This window comes from Proteus sp. G2618 (assembly GCF_009915995.1).
Classification (GTDB): domain Bacteria; phylum Pseudomonadota; class Gammaproteobacteria; order Enterobacterales; family Enterobacteriaceae; genus Proteus; species Proteus terrae.
The window spans coordinates 23,286-44,586 of sequence record NZ_JAABNI010000015.1 but is presented as its reverse complement, the minus strand read 5'-3'; the positions used below and the strand labels follow the sequence as shown (position 1 = coordinate 44,586).

At 37.0% G+C, this 21,301-nt stretch carries 17 protein-coding genes; 11 read left to right on the top strand and 6 right to left on the bottom strand.

The genetic code is table 11. From position 1 onward, the window contains the following. Positions 1-194 precede the first annotated feature (194 nt). The 10 genes from galE (at position 195) to GWJ01_RS07650 (ending at position 13,455) form a co-directional block, all read left to right on the top strand. Positions 195-1,211, top strand: coding sequence for a UDP-glucose 4-epimerase GalE (galE, locus tag GWJ01_RS07695; RefSeq protein ID WP_161710943.1), 1,017 nt, complete (start codon positions 195-197; stop codon positions 1,209-1,211). 45 nt (positions 1,212-1,256) lie between these two features. Then, a complete protein-coding gene (locus tag GWJ01_RS07690; protein WP_109392920.1) occupies positions 1,257-2,312 on the top strand; it encodes a UDP-glucose--hexose-1-phosphate uridylyltransferase in 1,056 nt (351 codons plus the stop codon). Positions 2,313-2,444: 132 nt separating this feature from the next. Then, complete coding sequence (gene galK, locus GWJ01_RS07685; protein ID WP_161710942.1) at positions 2,445-3,605, top strand: galactokinase; 1,161 nt, start codon at positions 2,445-2,447, stop codon at positions 3,603-3,605. Further along, positions 3,605-4,675 carry a galactose-1-epimerase gene (gene galM / locus GWJ01_RS07680; protein WP_109392922.1) on the top strand — a complete coding sequence of 357 codons (1,071 nt, stop codon included), beginning with the start codon at positions 3,605-3,607 and terminating at the stop codon, positions 4,673-4,675. Before galK ends, galM begins: the two co-directional genes overlap by 1 nt. A 183-nt stretch (positions 4,676-4,858) precedes the next feature. Continuing rightward, positions 4,859-5,869, top strand: coding sequence for a substrate-binding domain-containing protein (locus GWJ01_RS07675; protein ID WP_109392923.1), 1,011 nt, complete (start codon positions 4,859-4,861; stop codon positions 5,867-5,869). 335 nt (positions 5,870-6,204) lie between these two features. Next, positions 6,205-7,839: a sodium/sugar symporter gene (locus GWJ01_RS07670; protein WP_109392924.1), complete on the top strand. Its 1,635-nt coding sequence runs from the start codon at positions 6,205-6,207 to the stop codon at positions 7,837-7,839. A gap of 257 nt (positions 7,840-8,096) precedes the next feature. Next, a complete protein-coding gene (locus GWJ01_RS07665; RefSeq protein ID WP_161710941.1) occupies positions 8,097-10,136 on the top strand; it encodes an IreA family TonB-dependent siderophore receptor in 2,040 nt (679 codons plus the stop codon). A gap of 115 nt (positions 10,137-10,251) precedes the next feature. Further along, positions 10,252-11,109 carry an alpha/beta hydrolase gene (locus GWJ01_RS07660; RefSeq protein ID WP_237585708.1) on the top strand — a complete coding sequence of 286 codons (858 nt, stop codon included), beginning with the start codon at positions 10,252-10,254 and terminating at the stop codon, positions 11,107-11,109. A gap of 398 nt (positions 11,110-11,507) precedes the next feature. After that, entirely contained in the window at positions 11,508-12,674 is a 1,167-nt protein-coding gene (locus tag GWJ01_RS07655) for an MFS transporter (protein ID WP_109392927.1), read from the top strand. A 202-nt stretch (positions 12,675-12,876) separates the two neighbouring features. After that, positions 12,877-13,455: a DUF1287 domain-containing protein gene (locus GWJ01_RS07650; RefSeq protein WP_227003179.1), complete on the top strand. Its 579-nt coding sequence runs from the start codon at positions 12,877-12,879 to the stop codon at positions 13,453-13,455. Between the two features lie 472 nt (positions 13,456-13,927). Here the strand turns inward: GWJ01_RS07650 and GWJ01_RS07645 are convergent, their stop codons facing one another. Both GWJ01_RS07645 and GWJ01_RS07640 read right to left on the bottom strand, forming a co-directional pair. Beyond that, positions 13,928-14,311 (bottom strand): YkgJ family cysteine cluster protein, encoded by a 384-nt coding sequence (locus GWJ01_RS07645; RefSeq protein ID WP_088496001.1) that lies wholly within the window; start codon positions 14,309-14,311, stop codon positions 13,928-13,930. Positions 14,312-14,718: 407 nt separating this feature from the next. After that, the gene (locus tag GWJ01_RS07640) at positions 14,719-15,063 is read right to left on the bottom strand and encodes a DMT family protein (protein ID WP_006533623.1); all 345 of its coding nucleotides are present in this window, start codon (positions 15,061-15,063) and stop codon (positions 14,719-14,721) included. 455 nt (positions 15,064-15,518) lie between these two features. On the opposite strand from GWJ01_RS07640, the gene umoC reads away from it, so the two are divergent. Continuing rightward, entirely contained in the window at positions 15,519-15,923 is a 405-nt protein-coding gene (umoC, locus tag GWJ01_RS07635) for a lysozyme inhibitor LprI family protein (RefSeq protein ID WP_109392930.1), read from the top strand. A 123-nt stretch (positions 15,924-16,046) separates the two neighbouring features. On the opposite strand, the gene GWJ01_RS07630 is transcribed toward umoC, so the two are convergent. The 4 genes from GWJ01_RS07630 to GWJ01_RS07615 form a co-directional block, all read right to left on the bottom strand. Next, positions 16,047-16,751 carry a LutC/YkgG family protein gene (locus GWJ01_RS07630; RefSeq protein WP_109402571.1) on the bottom strand — a complete coding sequence of 235 codons (705 nt, stop codon included), beginning with the start codon at positions 16,749-16,751 and terminating at the stop codon, positions 16,047-16,049. Between the two features lies 1 nt (position 16,752). After that, on the bottom strand, positions 16,753-18,174 hold the full coding sequence (locus tag GWJ01_RS07625) for a LutB/LldF family L-lactate oxidation iron-sulfur protein (protein WP_075670932.1): 1,422 nt from the start codon (positions 18,172-18,174) through the stop codon (positions 16,753-16,755). Positions 18,175-18,186: 12 nt separating this feature from the next. Continuing rightward, positions 18,187-18,906, bottom strand: a complete 720-nt coding sequence (locus GWJ01_RS07620; RefSeq protein WP_099659343.1) for a (Fe-S)-binding protein — start codon at positions 18,904-18,906, stop codon at positions 18,187-18,189. 119 nt (positions 18,907-19,025) lie between these two features. Beyond that, positions 19,026-20,552 carry an L-lactate permease gene (locus GWJ01_RS07615; protein ID WP_109392932.1) on the bottom strand — a complete coding sequence of 509 codons (1,527 nt, stop codon included), beginning with the start codon at positions 20,550-20,552 and terminating at the stop codon, positions 19,026-19,028. Between the last annotated feature and the right edge of the window lie 749 nt (positions 20,553-21,301).

Here is a 21,301-nt window from a genome sequence, read left to right as displayed (position 1 = left end):
ATTTTATTAACTTACTGTAATACAGTTCTAAACTAAGATTTTTATAAAATTTAAGTGTATGCGAAAAGCGTGTAAACGTTTACATTAAATGTCGGTTTGATCACGAAATGATTCGATTGATCTTGCTAAACTCTGTGTCAGTGAACAGAAACCGTCTTGCGCTTTTCCTTTGAATTGAATCAAAAGAGGTGAATGTGGAAATATTAGTGACAGGTGGTATGGGATATATCGGTAGTCATACTTGCGTACAAATGATTGAAGCAGGCATGACACCAATTATTTTAGATAACCTTAGCAATGCGAATGAAGAAGTACTTAATCGTATTGAAGCCCTAACAGGTAAACGCCCTCTGTTTTATAACGGTGATATTCGTGATGATCAGTTATTAGCATCAATCTTTGCTAAGCATTCTATTCAGTCTGTTATTCATTTTGCGGGATTGAAAGCGGTTGGTGAATCTGTTCAGAAGCCAATTGAATATTATGACAACAATGTTAATGGCACATTGGTACTAGTGCGTTGTATGCGTGATGCGGGCGTAAAAAGCATTATTTTTAGCTCATCTGCAACAGTTTATGGTGATCCTCAAGTTGTTCCTATTACTGAAGATTCGCCAGTAGGGGGCACAACTAACCCTTATGGTACCAGTAAATATATGGTTGAGCGCATTTTATCTGACTTATTTGTTGCGGATGAAAGTTGGTCTATTAGTTTGCTACGTTACTTTAACCCTGTAGGGGCGCATCCATCAGGTACGATGGGGGAAGATCCTAAAGGTATTCCAAATAATTTAACCCCTTATATTTCTCAAGTGGCAATTGGTCGTCGTGAACAAGTGGCTGTTTTTGGAGATGATTACCCAACAAAAGACGGTACAGGTGTTCGTGATTATATCCACGTTATGGATCTGGCTGATGGTCATATAGCAGCATTAAATGCGTTAGGTAAAAAAGCGGGCTTACATATTTATAATCTGGGAACAGGTAACGGTACTAGTGTGATTGAAATGATTGAAGCATTTCGTAAAGCTAGTGGTAAACCTATCCCCTATCAATTACAAGCTCATCGTCCTGGTGATATTGCAGAATGTTGGTCAAGCCCTGCAAAAGCAGAGAAAGATTTACATTGGAAAGCTATTCGTTCAATTGATGATATGGCCACAGATGCGTGGCGTTGGCAGTTACAAAATCCAAATGGTTATCTGAAATAAGATTTTAAGTATTCAGATAATCTTGAATAAATAAGAGAGAAGGTTATGTCGAAACTGATTTTTGATCCTGTTGAACATCCTCATCGTCGTTATAATCCGCTAACTGGCCAGTGGATTTTAGTTTCGCCACATAGAGCGAAACGACCTTGGAATGGTAAAGATGAAAAGCCTCAGATTGCGACACTTCCCTCTTATGATCCTCACTGCTATTTGTGTCCGAATAACACCCGGGTCTCTGGTGATAAAAATCCAGATTACACCGGAACGTATGTCTTTAATAATGACCACTCTGCGTTGTTACAAGACGAATATTATGTTGAGCCTTCATCAAATCCTTTATTTCAAACTCAAGCAGTAAGAGGAATTAGTCGAGTCGTCTGTTTCTCTCCTGATCATGGAAAAACTATTCCTGAATTACCCGTTAGTAGCTTACGTAAAATCGTTGATACTTGGGATAATCAAATAGAAGAGCTCAGCAAAGAATATCTTTGGGTTCAAGTATTTGAGAATAAAGGTGAAACGATGGGGTGCTCTCAACCTCATCCTCATGGACAAATTTGGGCGAGTGATTTCTTACCTAATGAATTAGCGCGAAAAGATACGCAATTAAAAGCTTATTTTGAAAAATACGGGCGCAATCTATTAATCGATTATGTTGATGCTGAATGTAAAGATACAAGTCGCACTGTAGTTGAAACAGAGCATTGGCTGGCGGTAGTACCTTATTGGGCTTCTTGGCCTTATGAAACGATGTTATTACCTAAAGTACATATTCGCAGAATGAGTGAATTAAATAGTGCTCAGCGAGATGATCTTGCTATTGCAATGAAAAAATTAACTAGTCGTTATGATAATTTATTCCATTGTTCTTTCCCTTATTCTATGGGATGGCATTTTGCGCCTTCTTTTAAAGACAATAGAAATATCGATCACTGGCAATTGCATGCACTTTATTACCCGCCATTATTACGCTCAGCCACTGTACGCAAATTTATGGTGGGATATGAAATGTTGGCGGAATCGCAAAGAGATCTAACACCAGAACAAGCTGCGAATAATTTACGTCAATTAAGTGACATTCATTATAAAGAGCAACGTTAATGACCTGCAATATGGCAAGGTATTTTAATTAATCTGCTTTTTGCGCACGAAATAAATTAAATCAAACATATCATTATTTACATAATGTTGTGGTGGGATTTTTATTACTTAATTTTAAGCTAAGGATTTATTATGCAGGCACTTATTAATAATGTGACTCGTTCATTTTCATCTATTTTTGGTTACGTACCTACACATTTTATTCAAGCGCCTGGTAGGGTAAATCTTATTGGTGAACACACTGATTATAATGATGGGTTTGTTTTACCTTGTGCCATTAATTATCAAATGGTCGTTGCCGCAGCAAAACGAGAAGATAACATTATTCGTGTCATTGCGGTTGATTACCAAAATGAAGTTGATGAATTTAACCTCGATAATAGTATTGAGTTTTTACCTAATAAAATGTGGGCTAACTATGTTCGTGGTGTTATTCATTTTCTACAAAAAGATAACTACTCTTTTCATGGTATGGATATCGCGATATCTGGAAATGTTCCTCAGGGGGCAGGGTTAAGTTCTTCTGCTGCGTTAGAAGTTGCTATTGGTCAAACGCTTAAAACACTTTATCAATTACCTATTAGCCAAAAAGAGATCGCATTAAATGGTCAAAAAGCAGAAAACCAATTTGTTGGTTGTAACTGTGGCATTATGGATCAGCTTATTTCGGCTTGTGGTGAAGAAAATCATGCATTATTAATCGATTGTCGCTCATTAGAAACTTCAGCCGTAACGATGCCTGAAAATATGGTTGTGATGATTATCAATACCAATAAAAAGCGTGGCTTAGTTGATAGTGAGTACAATACCCGTCGCCAACAGTGTGAAGAGGCCGCTCATATTTTAAATGTGACTGCATTAAGAGATGCCTCATTAGAGGATCTAGTCGCTAAAAAAGCATTAATGAGTGATGTGGTTTATCGTCGGGCACGCCATGTTATTACTGAAAACAGCCGTACATTAGACGCTGCAGAAGCCTTACGCCGTGGTGATTTAACCACATTGAGTCAGCTAATGATGCAATCACATCACTCAATGCGTGATGATTTTGAAATCACAGTCAAAGAGGTTGATTCATTGGTTGAAATCGTGAAATCGGTGATTGGTGATCGTGGTGGAGTAAGAATGACTGGTGGTGGATTTGGTGGTTGTGTCGTAGCATTAGTGACACCAGATTTAGTTGATAAAGTCGTTGACTCTGTTAAGGCGCAATACGAAGCTAAAACAGGATTAAAAGAAACTATTTATGTCTGCTCTGCAAGCCAAGGAGCGGGCTATTCGGAGGCAAAATAATGGCGACTAATGAGCTTCGTTTTCTTGAACCTGAACAAATGACAGCACAACCTGCATTAGATGGAAAGCCTGCACAAGTAGTGGTACTTAAAAATCGTTTTGGTATGTCTATCTCTTTAATGGATATTGGTGCAACGTGGTTAACTTGTATTGTACCAGTTAATGGATACCGTCGAGATGTGTTGTTAGGCTCTGCGGATATGAATGCACATAAACAACAAACCGCGTACTTAGGTGCAACGGTTGGGCGTTTTGCTAATCGCATTGCAGGGGCTAAGTTTGTAGTAGAAGGTCAAGAATATAAAATTAGTGCGAATGAAGGCAAAAATACCTTACATGGTGGTAAGCAAAACTTTAGCCATCTACGCTGGGGGATCACTGCGCAATCTTCTCAATCTGTTACTTTCTCACTGATTTCTAATGATGGTGATCAAGGTTTTCCCGGTACTGTGAAAGTAAGTGTGACCTATACACTGACAAATAATAATGAAGTATGCATTGATTATCAGGCGATGAGTGATAAAACTACACCATTAAGCTTAACTAACCATGCTTATTTCAATCTTGCGGGTGAACATACTGAGCGCACAGCACTTGAACATGATTTAAGAATTTGTGCGACTCATTATTTGAAAAATAGTGAAGGCAATATTCCTACGGGTGAGTTTGCAAGCGTAATAGGAACAGGGTTTGATTTTCGAAAATTAAAACGTATTGGCCTTGATTTTATGGTAGATGAGTGCCAAAAAGCCGCAAATGGCTATGATCATGCGTTTATTTTAGATAAAAAAGTGATTGAAGATAAAACCCCTGTTGCAACCGTTATTGCACCTGAGGGTGAGCTCAAAATGGATGTCTTTACAACCATGCCTTCTGTCCAATTCTATACGGGCAACTTTTTGGTAGGAACAAGAGGAAAGAGTCGTGATTACGGCAATTACTCAGGATTGGCATTAGAAACACAATATTTTCCAGATGGCCCTAATCATCCAGAATGGAATGAAAACCAAGGTATTTTACCTGCAAATACATCGTGGAATAGCCAAACAATCTATAAGTTTTACTCGTAACAATAAAAGGAAAGTGTAAACGCTTTCCTTTTCACTATTTATTTGATCTTTTTGCTTTTTAAATTTTACTTCTTCGCTGATAATCATGCCACTTAAATTCTATAACTCCCTTTTTTCTTTGTTTGTAGATTAACGGCTCGTTATTTCTTAACCATGAATAAAGGTGATCCATAAGGGGTGGATATGGCGACTATCAAAGATGTAGCAAAAGAAGCGGGTGTTTCTGTTGCTACTGTGTCTAGGGTCATTAATAACTCGCCGAAAGCAAGTCAAACATCTATCGAAACCGTTAATGCAGCGATGCAAAAATTAGGTTATCGACCTAATGCGGCAGCAAGGGCTTTGGTTAGCCAAAGTACGCAAACCCTGGGTGTTTTAGTACACGATGTTTCTGATCCCTTTTTTGGCACACTAGTGAAAGCTGTTGATAATGTTGCAAGACAATCAGGAAAACACATCTTGGTTTGTAATGGTTATCATGATGCTCAAGATGAACGCCAATCTATCGAGCTATTGATTAATAGTCGTTGTGATGGCCTGGTGATCCACTCAAAAGCACTCTCTGATGAAGAATTGCTAGCTTATGCTCATGAAGTTAAAAGCATGGTGTTGATTAACCGCTTTATTCCTGAAATTGCTGAACGTTGTGTCGCTTTAGATAATTATAAAGGGGCATGGATGGCAACAGAGCATCTGATCCGTCAAGGTCATACCAAAATTGCTTATATTTCATCTACTCATCATATTGAAGATACAACTCAGCGTCTTGCAGGTTATAAAGCTGCATTAGAAGCCAATAACATCAAGTTACCTGAAAGCTACATTGAGTATGGTGAGCCGGAAGGTGAAGGGGGCGAAAAGGCAATGATGCATCTGCTAACTAAATCAATCGATTTTACGGCTGTAGTGACTTACAACGATTTTATGGCTGCGGGGGCTTTATCTGTTCTTGATGAAAATGAAATCCCTGTTCCCGAAAAAATTTCCGTTATTGGCTTTGATGACGTATTAATTGCACGTTATATTCACCCTCGTTTAACCACAGTGCGTTATCCGGTACAAATGATGGCAGAACAAGCCGCAACACTTGCTATCAGGCTTTCTAAGGGTGAAATGCTCGAACAAAAACAACGTATTTTTTCACCAACATTAGTTCAACGTAATTCTGTTTTTAATCTTAGCCACCTTTCTTAATCTTAATGACCCCATGTATTTTTTAGTCTAGTTAACCCTCTTAATGGCTTTATCAGATTAAGAGGTTATTTATTTTTGCCTAATTTGTGTAATCGTTATCATTTGTTCGTGCTTTTTCGACAGTTTTTAAAATGGTGGATATTAGCTGTTTAGGACTACTGCCATGTTTTAAGCTTAAATCCTGCATTACTCGTCATAGTAATCGTTTGTTTTTCTATTTTATGATCTATTCACGTAATATAAGCGATAAAATTGTGAACAGAGTAACGGAAAAAGACTGTGAAAACGTTTACATTAAAATCCTATTCTCTCTATGGGTCTGAAAGGAAAATATTATGCATACAGAAGGTGTTGGGTTAAGCACAATAGACTATGCAATTTTTGCCCTCTATGTCGTGATCATTATTAGTCTAGGATTATGGGTTTCTCGTTCTAAGGATGGTGAGAAAAAAGGAACAAAGGATTATTTTCTTGCAGGTAAAACCCTTCCTTGGTGGGCAATTGGTTCTTCGCTTATTGCAGCTAATATTTCAGCAGAACAATTCATTGGTATGTCTGGTTCTGGTTTCTCCATTGGTCTTGCTATCGCATCTTATGAATGGATGGCAGCACTGACATTAATTATTGTTGCAAAATACTTTTTACCTGTCTTTATCGAAAAAGGTATTTATACCATTCCTGAATTTGTTGAGAATCGTTTTAAAAGTCGTAACTTAAAAACCATTCTTGCGGTGTTCTGGTTAGCGTTGTTTATCTTTGTTAACTTAACATCGGTACTTTATTTAGGTTCATTGGCATTAGAAACCATCCTTGGTGTACCAATGATGTATGCCATTATAGGTTTAGCATTATTTGCGGTTATCTATTCACTTTATGGCGGACTCTCTGCTGTTGCGTGGACAGACGTGGTGCAAGTATTCTTCCTTATCCTTGGTGGCCTATTTACCACGGTATTAGCCGTCAGCTATATCGGCGGAGATGGTGGGATCATGGAAGGTTTGAGCAAAATGACACAAGCTGCGCCAGATCACTTTAAAATGATTTTAGAGAAAGATAACCCGCAATTTATGAACTTACCGGGTATCGCAGTGCTGATTGGGGGTTTATGGGTTGCTAACCTCTATTATTGGGGCTTTAACCAATATATCATTCAACGTGCTTTAGCGGCGAAATCTATCAATGAAGCTCAAAAAGGGCTAGTGTTTGCTGCATTCTTAAAACTGATTGTTCCTGTCCTTGTGGTTGTGCCTGGTATTGCTGCATTTGTTATTACCACTAACCCTGAATTAATGGCCGGTTTAGGGACAATGGCACAAGAACATATTCCAACGTTATCACAAGCAGATAAAGCCTATCCTTGGTTAACTCAGTTCTTGCCAGTAGGTGCAAAAGGTGTTGTTTTTGCTGCACTTGCCGCTGCAATTGTTTCATCTTTGGCATCTATGCTTAACTCTATCGCGACGATTTTCACGATGGATATCTATAAAGAATATATTGGACCAAAAGCTTCTGAAACACGGTTAGTGAATGTGGGTCGTATTAGTGCAGTAGTTGCTTTAATTATTGCTTGCTTTATTGCACCATTATTGGGTGGTATCGATCAGGCATTCCAATATATTCAGGAATATACAGGTTTAGTGAGCCCTGGTATTTTAGCGGTATTCCTATTAGGTTTGTTCTGGAAAAAAACAAACGCAAAAGGTGCAATTATTGGTGTGGTCTTATCTATACCGTTCGCATTGTTCCTAAAATTAATGCCATTAGGTATGCCATTCCTTGATCAAATGATGTACACCTTTATGTTTACAACAGTCGTAATTGCGTTAGTTAGTTTAACTTCAACGAAAACAGATGATAGTGAAGGCGCGATTACATTAACAGATAAAACCTTTAAAACACAAAGCGGATTCAATATTGCTTCCTACGCCATTATGGTCATCTTATGTGTGCTTTATGCAGTATTCTGGTAATAACAAGATTGTGATTGGTTAATTTTCTAAATCTAAAAATACTCTACAAAACGATATAAAGCAGATGGTTATGCCATCTGCTTTTTTTGTGTTCGAGATCCACTATTTCAATGCTTAATAGGAATGACGTCAATTTTCTTTGATGCAGATTAAAAAAAAACATCAAATACGAAAAGAAAATCATTCTCATGATTATTTGATTAAGATAATATTAATCATTCTCATTATTATAAACGTTATAAATTCAGGGGATCTTTATGAACTTTAAAATGGGCGTATTAACAGCCTGTATTTTATCTGCCTCTTACCCGATGTATGCACAAGAAAACAAAGAAGAAAAACTTGTTGTGTCAGCATCAGGGTTTGCTCAACAAATTACAGATGCACCAGCAAGTATCACCGTGATCAGTAAAGAACAACTGGCGAAGAAACCGATTCATGATTTAGCGGATGCTGTAAAAGGTGTTGAAGGCGTTAGCATTAATGGTAATGCCAATAAACAAGAAATCACGATGCGTGGTTTACCAGGCGAATACACTCTTATTCTTGTTGATGGGCGTCGCCAAAATAGCCGTGAGTCACGTCCGAACGGGAGTGGAGGTTATGAAGGTGGTTTTATTCCACCAGCAGATGCGATTGAACGTATAGAAGTTATTCGTGGACCAATGTCATCTCTGTATGGTTCAGACGCTATGGGTGGTGTTATCAATATCATCACAAAACCAGTAACAAAAGAGTGGCATGGTTCTGTTGCACTTGGCGGTACACTGCAACACAACCGTGATGCAGGTGACTCTATTAATGGTGATTTTTATCTTTCAGGACCTTTAATTGAAGATAAATTAGGCTTACAGCTTTACGGTAGTAGTTACTTACGTGCGGAAGATAAAATCACTTATGGTCAAGGTCGTAATGACAATAAAAACATTACGGCGAAATTGGCATTCACACCAACTGATAATCAAACCATTTTATTAGAAGCGGGTCGCAATACGTTACAGCGTACAACGACTCCGGGTAAATCCATGAGTGAATTTACCAATCGTGGGGGGCGCCTTGATAAAAATAAAATGCTAGAAACTAATAATGACCGTAATCATTGGGCATTAACTTATAAAAATCAATTTGATATTCTGCATTCTGAATTAAGTGTTTACCAAGAACAGACTAAGCGTATTCAAAAAACAGAAGCGGTTGATAAGGCAACTGGGAATAGCTATAAATATTACGAAGCACGTCGCCCTGAAATTACCAATACTGTTTTTGATGCAAAATTTACCGCTTTTTTACCTTCAAATGTGATGACTTTTGGGGGGCAATATCAATATTCACGTTTAAAAGATGAATCGTCTCTTGGTGGAAAAGAAATAAAACAATCAACAATTACGGCTGATCAAAAAGCTTTATTTATTGAAGATGAATATAGCGTAACAGACAACCTCGCGTTAACTGGCGGTGTGCGTCTTGATGATCACGAATATTACGGTAATCACTGGAGCCCAAGAGCCTATGCCGTTTATCATTTAACGGATGAATTCACTTTAAAAGGGGGCGTGGCGAAAGCCTTTAAAGCACCAAGTTTACGTGAAATTAGTCCTGAATACGGCACTTCAACTGAAAAAGGCCGTGCAATTATGTACGGTAATCGTGATTTAAAACCTGAAACATCAGTTAGCCAAGAAATTGGTATTGGTTATGATAATGGAGATGGCATTACTGCGAGTGTGACTTTCTTTCATACTGATTTTAAAGATAAATTAACGAACTATGACACTGGCGAAATAGATCCAATTACAGGTTTAAAACTGTATCAATTCGATAATGTGGGTAAAGCAAATATTAAAGGGATTGAAACGGCGGTTGGTTTTCCAATTACGGAAAGCTGGCATGTCAATGCTAACTACACTTATATTGATTCAGAACGTAAAAGTGATGATGAAAAGTTAGCTTCTGGTGAGTCATTAAAAGGCTACCCGCTTGATATGACACCAAAGCACAGCGCGAATGCGCGTGTGGATTGGCAGTTTGATGAAGCGACCAGTTTTTATGCCAATACCGCTTATACCGGAAAACAAATTTGGGCAGCACAACGAAATAGTCATTCAGGGGCGCGTTATCGTAGTGGCTACACAACTTTTGATTTAGGAATGACCTACAACTTTAATAAAAATACCATGTTTAACTTTGCGGTATTAAATATTACAGATGAAACAGGCCCTGCTGTAAACGATAAAGGCGGTAACTGGGTTGTCGATGAAGGCCGTCGTTATTGGGCGAATATTAAATATAGCTTCTAATTGAGCCTAAATTAACATAAACCCCGTATTAAATATGGGGTTTATTTTTTTATGTCTCTCTATTATTTTCACCTTAATGGTTCATTTTTAAAATTACCGACAGAGTATCTGATTTATGCGAATACTAATGTTATGTGGAATGATTATGTTATCTGCGGTTGCTCAAGCTAGGCCTAACCAAGAAGTTCCTGAAATTGAGTCTCTGGCTCACTCTTATTATCAAATTACAAATAAAGAAGTGGAATATGAAGGAAAACAATATCGCCTTTTTCTTGCTATTCCTAAAAACACGACTAAGACAGCGTTAATTTATAGTGTTGATGGTAATGCCCAGTTTCCGTTGATGATAAACGAAGCCATAAAGCAGAAAAATAAACCATTGCCTGCCATTATCAGTGTGGGATATGTGGGTGATAAAGCTTACTTTATTACAGAGAGAACGCATGACTATACACCAAGTGTAAAAGGTGAAGCATTTAGCCGAGGCGGAAACGCAGAGAATTTTTATCAATTTTTCTTAACGCAAGTAAGGCCTTATGCGTTAGAGGAACTCGCCAAAGAACAAGTCTCTATTACTCAGCAATCTCTGTTTGGTCACTCTTTTGGTGGTGTATTTACCCTCTATGTTTTATTCAATCATCCTGAAACATTTCAACGTTATATCGCAGCAAGTCCGTCATTATGGTGGGGGAAAGGCGAATGGGTGAAAAAAGAGCAATGGCAGGCTATTTCTAATGATATTTCTATTACAATAGCCTTGGGTGAAAAAGAAGAAAGTCCTGATTTAAGTCGATTAAGTGAAGAACAACAAAAAAATTATCAAGAGCGTAGTAGTTGGTTAACACAACGTCAGTTATGCCAATATCTATCAGAAGCGGGAAAACAGTGTGAGTTTTATCTGTTTGAGGGGAAAGGCCATGGGGGTTCAATTCCGGATGCGATTAATATTGCTTTAGAAAAAAGCATAGAATAAACAAAAGCATTTCTTTATTTTTAGCTATCCTATCGAGTAATGATAGGATAGTAATGAATATTTATTATTGTGGTTTTATTTGATACGTATTTATTCGTAATTTTCTTAATAAAAAATACTTATCTTTTAATAAAAATAAATATCAGATTAGAGCTATTTCTTTTTGGTGGAAAAAGGCGATAATCATGATTGATATAAATAAAATTGTTTTCTGGCATTAGATTTTATAATTTTATTTATCGTCATTTAAACGCTATATTCGCGTCTCCTGAATTTAGGGACGCCATCCACTGTTTTCACCTTTGTTTCTTTTATCTTTCCTAGATAAAAGAACAGCCTCTATCAGGCATCGAGAAAACAGCGCATTATCAACCGTTTTGATTGTGGAGACGAGGGTAGTGAAACAGAACACTACTTTGGTACGCCAAGGCGACAGTACATTAGTACCTGTGGCTGGGTTAACGGTATTTGCTATCGCGTCAGGCTATTTAATGAGTTTAATTCCACTGTCTATGAGCAGTTTTGGAATGGACACACTCTATGCTAGCTGGTTAGCAAGTATTTATTTTATTGGATTATTAATAGGTTCAGTCATGATAGAACCTATTATTGCAAGAATAGGGCATCGTCTTTCTTTCGTTGTATTTTTATTATTACTGGCAGTGACTGTCGGTGTGTTGCCTTTAATGCCTTATTTATCTGCGTGGATGGTATTGCGTTTTATTGGTGGCATGGCAGTTGCAGGTATATTTGTTGTTGTCGAATCATGGCTATTAATTGGCGATAACCCTAAAGAGCGAGCTAAACGTCTAGGTTTTTATATGACCTCGCTTTATGGGGGAACAACATTAGGGCAATTGGCGATTGGTGCAATTGGTGCACAAGGTGCTATCCCATTTATGGCGGTATTAGGTTTATTATTAATCGCCGTATTACCACCTCTGTTTTTTAAACAAGGGCAACCACAAGGGCACGATCATAAAAGTTTGTCACTTAAGCAGATGAGCCGATTAAATAAAGCGGCTTTAGTAGGCTGTATGGTGTCTGGCGTTGTGATGGGCAGTATTTATGGCATGATGCCATTGGCTTTAAATCAAGGGCAATTTACAACAGACCAAATAGGTGTGTTGATGGCAGCGATTATTTTAGGCGGCATGGTGGTTCAGCCTATTATTAGCAAATTGTCTGTGATGATAAGCAAAACACTGTTATTAGCGATGATGTGTTTAGTGGGTGTGTTTGCTATGGGACTGACATATCTTTCTAGCGATTATATAGTGCTTATTATTGCACTGGCGCTATTGGGAATGTCTTCTTTTGCTCTTTATCCTATCGCTATTACATTAGCGTGTGATCATGTGAATGCGAGCTATATTGTCGCTATTACACAAGTAATGCTATTAAGTTATAGCATTGGTTCTGCAATTGGACCTTTAGGGGCGGGTATGTTTATGGCACAAGCCAATAACGGCATTATGAACTTCTTCTTTGTGGTGTTATTAGTGACGGCAATTTACATGCTCTTTGCAAGTTTACGTCGTAAAAGCCATATTGTGTTGAATTAAACCATTTTTTCTTACTTGTTCTCTTTCTCTTATTTATCAGCCGAGCTTACCGTAAAGGTGGCTCGGTTTTTTATATCTACTCTAAAAACGAATTAAGACTTCCCTTATATTTTTATGCTGTGCTTTATCAGTATAAACAGATAATGTCATTCTTTTCGTAAATAATGGATTTAACTTTTTCATGGAGAACACGGTGAATATAATGAAAATTAGCGTTTTACTCTTACTCACTATGTCTTTTTCAAGTGCCCAAGCGATAAACTCAGAACAAAATAAAAAGCTGGTGGAGTACGCCGCTGATTTACCAAGAGCCGTATTTTACGACGCGGATTATCGTAAAATAGATTACCCAATGGGAGATGTACCAGCCTATAAAGGGGTATGTAGTGATGTGATCATTCGTAGCTATCGTGGCATTGATATCGATTTACAAAAATTATTGCATGAAGATATTAAAGCAAATTTTTCAGCTTACCCAAGTAAACGGATGTGGGGATTAAATAAACCTGATACGAATATAGATCACCGTAGAGTTCCTAATTTAGAAGTTTTTTTTACACGAAAAGGAAAAGTAAAACCGATTACAAAAAATGCAGAAGATTATGTACCAGGCGATATTGTTAGCTGGCGTTTAGATAATGGACGGCCTCATATTGGGATTGTCGTAGATAAGAAAAGCGGGGATAACCAACGCTACCTAGTTATGCATAATATCGGGTTTGGTCAAGTTGCTGAAGACGTTTTATTTTCATGGAAAATAACTGGTCATTTTACCTACTAAATAGGTGAATGAGGAAAAATTGAAGCGTTTAGTCTTTTGTGGAAAATAGAAGTAACAGCAGTAAAATAAATCTGAAATTTAAACAATAAGTAAAATAATGCCCATACCGATTTTGTCTAAAGTATGGGCATTATCTCTGGGGGAGAATATTTTCATTAGAAATATTCATAATTATTCCTCTAAGCCACCGAGTAACATACTAACGACAGCAGTAGAACAGATAAAAGAAAGGAAAAGGATAAAAAAAGAGCTACTGATCATAATGCCCTCCAAATTTATAGCTATTTTTAAATAAAAACCTCACTAAATACACGTTATTAATTCATTACCTTATATACTAGGTTATTTAAAAATAAAGTCAAACTAACGTATTATTTAATAATGGTTTTTTGTTTTTTAATTTTATTTTTTATAAAAATAAATATATTGGATGGTATTAAATGATCAGGAGGGGCTTAACCCCTCTGATGTCTTACGCGGTGTGAGGCAAGATGGTATGAGTTAATGGAGGTAAACCATAAGCTGCTCTTGCACGATCACAAGCTTCATTAGGAATGCCATTTACCCAAGATTGTTGAAACTCACGACAAGGAGAAGGGCGTTGTTCGTAGATAGAACAGCTTACACACTCTCCAACTTCACCAATCAGTTTGTCACAACGTGGTTTTTTAGAGTTGGTTCCTTTCATGCAAGAGAGAAAAGGCGTTAACGGTTCTGTTAATTCATCAGGAACCACACCTCCACCACTTACCATTTCTGCCCAATAGAATGAAACTCTAAAATAGGCGCAACAAGCACCACAATGCATACAGGGATTATCCTGCATATAAATAAAATCGTTAGAATGTTTGCTCATACCAGATACCATTTTATCTGACGTTAAAGGGATAAAACGCACGTTTTAAGAGTGCTGTAGCTTAAGAGAAGCAAAAAAAGACAGAGAAACGATGCTTCTCTTAGAGTAATCATTATGCGCCGAATGAAAAAAATTTTTCAAGAGAAATATTTCTGCATATAGAATATATTTATTACAAAACAGACTATTATTTTGAAAAATATATATAGATAGACTATGTGACTTAATGGTAAGCAGTAATGCTATTTAATCCTCTGTAAAAACCACAGTATATATAGTATTAAAAATAATCAAAATATCAGGTTTTAGATAAAGAAAAGCCTTATCAATTTTGATAAGGCGATAATAAAAGAAGCGTAGATGAGACGCTGAAAAAACGAGTTAACGATATCTACTAATAGGCTTTTCTAAAAGGGACCTTTAAAAATAAATAAGGCACCAGCACCAATTAAAAGAAAACCAATAAAATGATTTAAGGTGAAGTTTTCTCCCAAGTAAGTGACCGAAAAAATAGCGAAAATAGTTAATGTGATCACTTCTTGTATGGTTTTTAATTCTGCTGCACTGTAGTAATTATGACCAATACGATTTGCGGGTACAGCAAAACAATATTCAACAAACGCAATCAACCAGCTTAAAATAATGACAACAATAAGAGGTTTATTGCCATATTTTAGATGACCATACCAAGCGAACGTCATAAAAACGTTGGAAATAATTAGAAGAATAATAGGCGTAAATTTGTAGAGCATATTGGTGATACCACGGGTCGTTTTTAGGCAAAATTATTGCCAATAAGAAAGGTATGAGATTACTGCAAAAAAAGTGGATTTTCTATTGTGATGATAAGAAAAAAACAGCCAAAAATTAAAAGGTTGGTCTTTCTTTCCCTATAAGAAAGTTTGTGATTTTATCAAGAAAAAACAAAGTTGAAGTAATAAATATCTATTTTTAAACTATTGGCTGAGTTTTAATCTATTGATATTGTGTTAAATAACATTTTTTCAATAAAAAATAAGCAAAATAGGTTCAAACCCAAAAGGCATTAATAATGTTTTCTTATTATTACTTGATTGAAATTTAAATTTATCGAGTAAGATACGATATATCCTAAAATGATGCTGTTCGCACTAATAGATGTGATATTAGTTATTTAATACATTATGTTGAATATAAATTTTATTATAAATTCCTATAAGGAGTTCGCGTGAAGATAAGTTTATTTCTGATCTCTTGTAGCTTACTTACAGTTAGTTTTTTCTCTTCGGCACAAGGCAAATACGATCCTTTAGCAAAATGTTATGAAGTGACAGCAAACGAGCCGAGAACAGCGGTGCAGGCTTGTTTACTGGATGAATTAAAACTGACAGAGCAGCAAATGAGTGTCATTTATGACAAAAGTAAGAGTGATCTTGAAGATACTGACTCTGTTGCTGCAAAAAGTGCCATTGATGCATTAGCCAGTTCTCAGCAGCATTTTATTCAATTTCGAAGTGCTGAATGTCAACGACAATCCGCATTATTAATGGGGGGATCAGGGGCTGGAGATGTTTTGTTAGCATGCGAAATAAAATTAAATCAATGGAGAGCAAAAGTTTTATTGAATAATTAATTGGCGAATAATAGAGAAAAACCCAAAAGCGATTAACTTATCTTTTGGGTTTGATTTAGGAGTCAATGATTGACTCTAACTGTTAGTTATTTTGTTATCGTTTTAATGTTATTTTATTTTGAATTAGCAATCTTCAATAATAAGATAAGCCGCATGAACAGGGCCATGAACCCCCCATACTTTAATCAATTCAATGTCTGCCGTAGAACTTGCACCACCAATTAAATTGATACAAGACGGCATTCTCACGCCTTCTTGCGCCATCTTATGTAGACGTTCAGCAATTTGTGCCACGCGGGGCAAAATATCGCTTTTACGTAGGATAACAATTGAGGTTTCAGGTAATAAACTAACGGCACGCCCTTTTTCTGGAGATGAAAATAAAACAATCCCACCAGACTCCGTTAAGCCCGCTTCAGCATAAACAATCCCGATTTGCGATCGTTCAGCATAAACAATGTTTTCGCGCCCAAGGGCTGGATCCCAAATATAGGTTTCGTACTTTTCGCTAACCGCTTTTGTGACTCCTAGTGCATCTAAACGCTCATCACCACTTATTACCACCGAGCCTTTACAATCATAACTTTCACAGAGTTCAATTAGGCTATTAATGACTTCATCAGGTTTGCTAACAACACATTTCACCATTTGAGTCTGTGCAAAGTCAGTAAATTCTTTGCATAGTTCATCTTGAGTTAAATTAGTTAAGCGAGTTTTCGCTAAATCATTAATCGGCGTAGGCTGTGGCTGTGGCTTATGCGCAATAGGACGCCCTAATTTTTCAGCAATAGTTTGCAGAAATTCATTACGGTTTTGTTCGTTTAACATATTATTTTTTTCCTTCTGCTTTATGGCGTTTAAACCAACTACGGAAGCTATAACCATCTGGTTTAGGAAGATCACGCGATTCCATCCAATCATTCAAAACACTGATTTTGATTGGTGTAGAACCATTTTTGATCATTAATCCCGCCATTTTCGCACCAACATTCATACCCACTTTCCAAAGAGCTGGGTGTGAGTTGAGGTAGTTAAACATACCAGTGACTCGACGCTCTGCTTTCGGTGTTAAACCTGTTTCAGCCATTACTCGACGATGTTTTAAAATCAACTGAGCTAAAGGAATTTTGACTGGGCAAACCACATTACAAGCATTACATAATGAGCATGCATAAGGGAGATCGTGGAAATCTTTATAACCTCCTAATAGTGGTGAAATTACAGCACCAATTGGGCCCGGATAAATTGAGCCATAAGCATGACCACCAATATTACGATATGCAGGACACGTATTAAGGCAAGCACCACAACGAATACAACGTAAAATATCTTTAAATTGTGAGCCTAAAATTTCAGAACGACCATTATCCACAATCACTAAATGGAACTCTTCAGGACCATCAACATTGCCTGCTTCACGAGGACCTGTCACCCAAGTGTTATAACTGGTTAAACGTGAGCCAACAGCGCTACGACATAACATGGTTATCAGTGGATCGACTTCTTCAAAAGTGGGGGCTACACGTTCCATACCCATAACTGCTATATGGGTTTTAGGCAATGTTGTGGTCATCCTTGCATTACCTTCATTGGTGACTAAACAGACAGTACCTGTTTCCGCCACAGCAAAGTTACAGCCTGTGACACCAATATCAGCAGAAAGGAAATCTTGTCTAATACGTTGTCTAATGAAAAGCGTCATATCTTCCGGTGTTTCACTACCTTCGTAATTGAGTTTTTCATTTAATACTTTACGAATTTGATAACGGTCTTTGTGGATCGCAGGAACCACGATATGCGACGGTGGATCGTTATCCAATTGAAGAATATATTCACCTAGGTCAGTTTCGATGATCTCAATGCCTTCATTTTGTAAGGCTTTATTCATCCCAATTTCTTCGGTGACCATGGATTTAGATTTTACAATCTTCTTCGCGTTTTTCTTCTTGGCAACTTCACAAATATAACGAGAGGCATCTTCTGCTGTTTTTGCAAAATAAACATGACCTCCATTTTCAGTCACTTTTTCAGACAATTGATAGAGATAAGCATCTAAGTTTTCAAGAACATGGTTACGGATTTGTTCAGCGCGATCACGCCATTCTTCCCAATTACCTAGCTCCTTCACCATGATTTGACGGTTAGCCCCAATACGTTCTTGCGCCATAACAACCGCATTACGCATGATTGTGTCTTTCATTTCATGTTCTAGACGAGGTCTGAAATCTATATCACTGGTTTTGATAGACATAAGCAGGCTCCCTTATTGGCTCATTAAAACTTGTGCAATATGCAACACTTTTACAGGGCGCTTTTCACGACTTAAACGACCTTGAATGTTGATTAAGCAGCTTGTGTCAGCACCAATGACATAATCAGGGCTCACATCCATAATATGTTTTACTTTTTCAGTCACCATTTCACCCGAAATTTCAGACATCTTCACGGAGAAGGTACCCCCAAAGCCACAGCAGGTTTCTGAATTTGCAAAAGGCAACATTTCAAGACCTTCAACATGTTTTAATAGCGTTAAAGGCTCACTTACAACACCTAACTTTCTGGTTAAACTGCATGATGGGTGATAAACAGCTTTACCCGGAAGGCGAGCACCTACATCGACAACACCAAGTGTGTTAACAATAAAGCTGGTTAAATCAATAAGGCGATCGGCGACACCTTGTGCCCGTAATGCCCATTGAGGTTCATCAGCAAGATAAGTTGGATAACCTTTAATGGCATAAGTACAAGAGCCAGCGGGTGAAATAATGGGATAGTCGTTCACTTCCAATGTTTCAATTAACGATTTCATGGCAGGTTTCGCGTTATTTACATAACCGCTATTAAGCGCTGGCTGACCACAGCAACCTTGGCGTTCTTGAAATAAGACTTCACAGCCTAATTTTTCAAGTAACAAGACCGTGTCTCGGGCTGAATCTGCTTTCAGAACATCACCAAGACAGGTCGCATAAAAATTAACTTTCATTAATCGAACTCCAAAACATCGCTCAGATGTTGTCATTTTTACTAAAGATAAAATTCTTTTATTGCTTCGTTATAAGAGGAGAAGGGAGTGGAGTAAACACGCTCCCTTTTCCTTATTAATTAGTTCATTAGGTGATAAATAATGCCAATTTTTGCGCCAAGAATAATTATATAAGCAATACAATATTTTAAGGTTTCACGCATAATGGCACTGCTTTGACCATCCATTTTTGTCGCTGAAACAGCAATGGCGATACTTTGCGGTGAAATCATTTTACCGCCCGTTGCACCAGAGGTATTGGCTGCGGCCAGAATGAATGGATCAATATTAAGTTTAGCTGCTGCGCTGGTTTGTAACTTACCGAACAGCACGTTAGAGTTGGTGTCACTACCTGTTACAAAGGTTCCTAATGCACCGATCACTGGAGCAATAAAGATAAAGCCTGCACCTGTGAAATCGACTAAGGTTTCAGCAATACTGCCAATCATGCCACTGAAATCCATAACAGTTGCCATCGCTACGATTGCCGTGATAGCAATAATGGAATTTTTCAGTTGGATAGTGGTTTTAACCAGAACAGAGATAAGTGTTGAAATACTTGCACCTTGAATGGTGCCACCCACAAAGCTTGCAAGAATAATCAATACACCCGGAGTACTTAACCAAGCAATAGTTTGATATTCCGTTTGTGTTTCACTTAATACAAATGGGATCTTTGTGGAAATTGCGCCCGCCATGCTTTGGAGCGCAGGAAATAAAGGTGAGCACGCTAAGATAAAGATAAAGGTAAACAGATAAATAGAACTTGCTACTAACAACTCTTTCCCAGTGTGCTTTTTGACATTTTTTTGTTTGTCACCACTGTTTTTCATGCGTTTAGCAAGGAAAATAACCACAATTAAGCTGACTAAGCTGCCTGCAAACGCCGGTAATTCAGCACCTAAATTAGCAGCAACGATATATTGAGGGATTAGTGTACTAATACCACACATTAAGGTAATAAATCCGACACCTTTAATCGCTTTAATTCCGCCACCCGCAATGGCAACAATAACGAAAGGTAACAAGATATTGAATAATCCCAACTGAATAATAATGGTTTTACTCAGTACTAATACATCAAGCCCTGTATTTTGCGCCAAAATAGAGACTGGAATACCGACTGCACCAAACGCAGTAGGAACAGTATTAGCAACTAAAGAGGCAACGGCGGCTTTAAAAGGATCAAATCCGAGTGCAATTAAAATACCGATAGGGATGGCAACAGCAGTACCGTAACCCGCAACTGCTTCAAGAAAGCCACCAAAACACCATGAGATAAGCAGAACTTGTACTCGCTTATCATCACTTATTCCAGCGAGTACATCTTTAAGTACATCCATGCCGCCTGTTTTTAGCATTAAGTTATAACTATAAATAGCAGCAAGAATCACAATGATTATCGGCCACAATCCTTTAACTGCACCATAAAGGACAGAGACTGAAGCAAATTGAATGGTGTTGTTCCAATGGAAAATAGCAAGTGCAACAGTTATCACTAAAGACACAAGCACAGCATGGTGAACGGCTGATTTCATTTTTAAGATCATAAAAATCAAAACCGCTAAAGGTACAATGCCTAATAAGAATGATAAGTAGTCTGACATGATTATTTTTATCCTTAAGTTTGCAATTTTTATCGTTTATAACTGCGTTAGCAAACCTATAAGTTGCTCATTATATAATTGTGTAGGGTACTAGGTTTTATTAAAGCTCTACTTTGCTGAAACGATAAATCATAAATAAAAAAAGATAGTTACTAACCTAAACAATGAAAGATATCATTACTTAGGAAATTGTCAGGTTAGATTAGTTGGCTATTGTAGGGAATATTTATTGATATGTAATAGAATAAAATCAATTGTGTGACAAATATAAAAAAATTCCTTTTTTCTCATTATTTGCTTGTTAATTGTCGTGTTTTTTGATGTTTGTCAATGTAATTAGATTGCTAATGTTGTTATCAAATTGGTTTTAGATGAAAAAAAGAGCGATATTGGTAGTTTTAGCTATGTAATAAAAAGATGAACTTAAGTCTAAAACGCCATTTTTGATGATGAAAATGGCTATCAACACCCAGAATATACATAAATTAAATTAATGAGTTATTTGGGCGGCTATTTAATTAACAAATAAACTAAAAGTTTTTTATTTTAATATTTAATTATTCTAAAGTTAATCTTTTAAATTATTTTAATTTTTTATTATTTTACTTTTATAATATTTGTTCCCTTTTTTTATGTTTTATTTTGTTTTATCTTTAATATACTGTTATTTGATTTTATTTTTCGTTTTTATATTGAAAGTTAACTTATTTTTTCTTGTTTTTTTTTCTTGTTTTTTTCTTGTTTTTTAT

Coding starts and splice junctions, on each gene's coding strand:
- GWJ01_RS07690 (WP_109392920.1), top strand. CDS start 1,257: ATGTCGAAACTGATTTTTGATCCTGTTGAACATCCTCATCGTCGTTAT.
- galK (WP_161710942.1), top strand. CDS start 2,445: ATGCAGGCACTTATTAATAATGTGACTCGTTCATTTTCATCTATTTTT.
- galM (WP_109392922.1), top strand. CDS start 3,605: ATGGCGACTAATGAGCTTCGTTTTCTTGAACCTGAACAAATGACAGCA.
- GWJ01_RS07675 (WP_109392923.1), top strand. CDS start 4,859: ATGGCGACTATCAAAGATGTAGCAAAAGAAGCGGGTGTTTCTGTTGCT.
- GWJ01_RS07670 (WP_109392924.1), top strand. CDS start 6,205: ATGCATACAGAAGGTGTTGGGTTAAGCACAATAGACTATGCAATTTTT.
- GWJ01_RS07665 (WP_161710941.1), top strand. CDS start 8,097: ATGAACTTTAAAATGGGCGTATTAACAGCCTGTATTTTATCTGCCTCT.
- GWJ01_RS07660 (WP_237585708.1), top strand. CDS start 10,252: ATGCGAATACTAATGTTATGTGGAATGATTATGTTATCTGCGGTTGCT.
- GWJ01_RS07650 (WP_227003179.1), top strand. CDS start 12,877: ATGAAAATTAGCGTTTTACTCTTACTCACTATGTCTTTTTCAAGTGCC.
- GWJ01_RS07645 (WP_088496001.1), bottom strand. CDS start 14,311: ATGAGCAAACATTCTAACGATTTTATTTATATGCAGGATAATCCCTGT.
- GWJ01_RS07640 (WP_006533623.1), bottom strand. CDS start 15,063: ATGCTCTACAAATTTACGCCTATTATTCTTCTAATTATTTCCAACGTT.
- GWJ01_RS07630 (WP_109402571.1), bottom strand. CDS start 16,751: ATGTTAAACGAACAAAACCGTAATGAATTTCTGCAAACTATTGCTGAA.
- GWJ01_RS07625 (WP_075670932.1), bottom strand. CDS start 18,174: ATGTCTATCAAAACCAGTGATATAGATTTCAGACCTCGTCTAGAACAT.
- GWJ01_RS07620 (WP_099659343.1), bottom strand. CDS start 18,906: ATGAAAGTTAATTTTTATGCGACCTGTCTTGGTGATGTTCTGAAAGCA.
- GWJ01_RS07615 (WP_109392932.1), bottom strand. CDS start 20,552: ATGTCAGACTACTTATCATTCTTATTAGGCATTGTACCTTTAGCGGTT.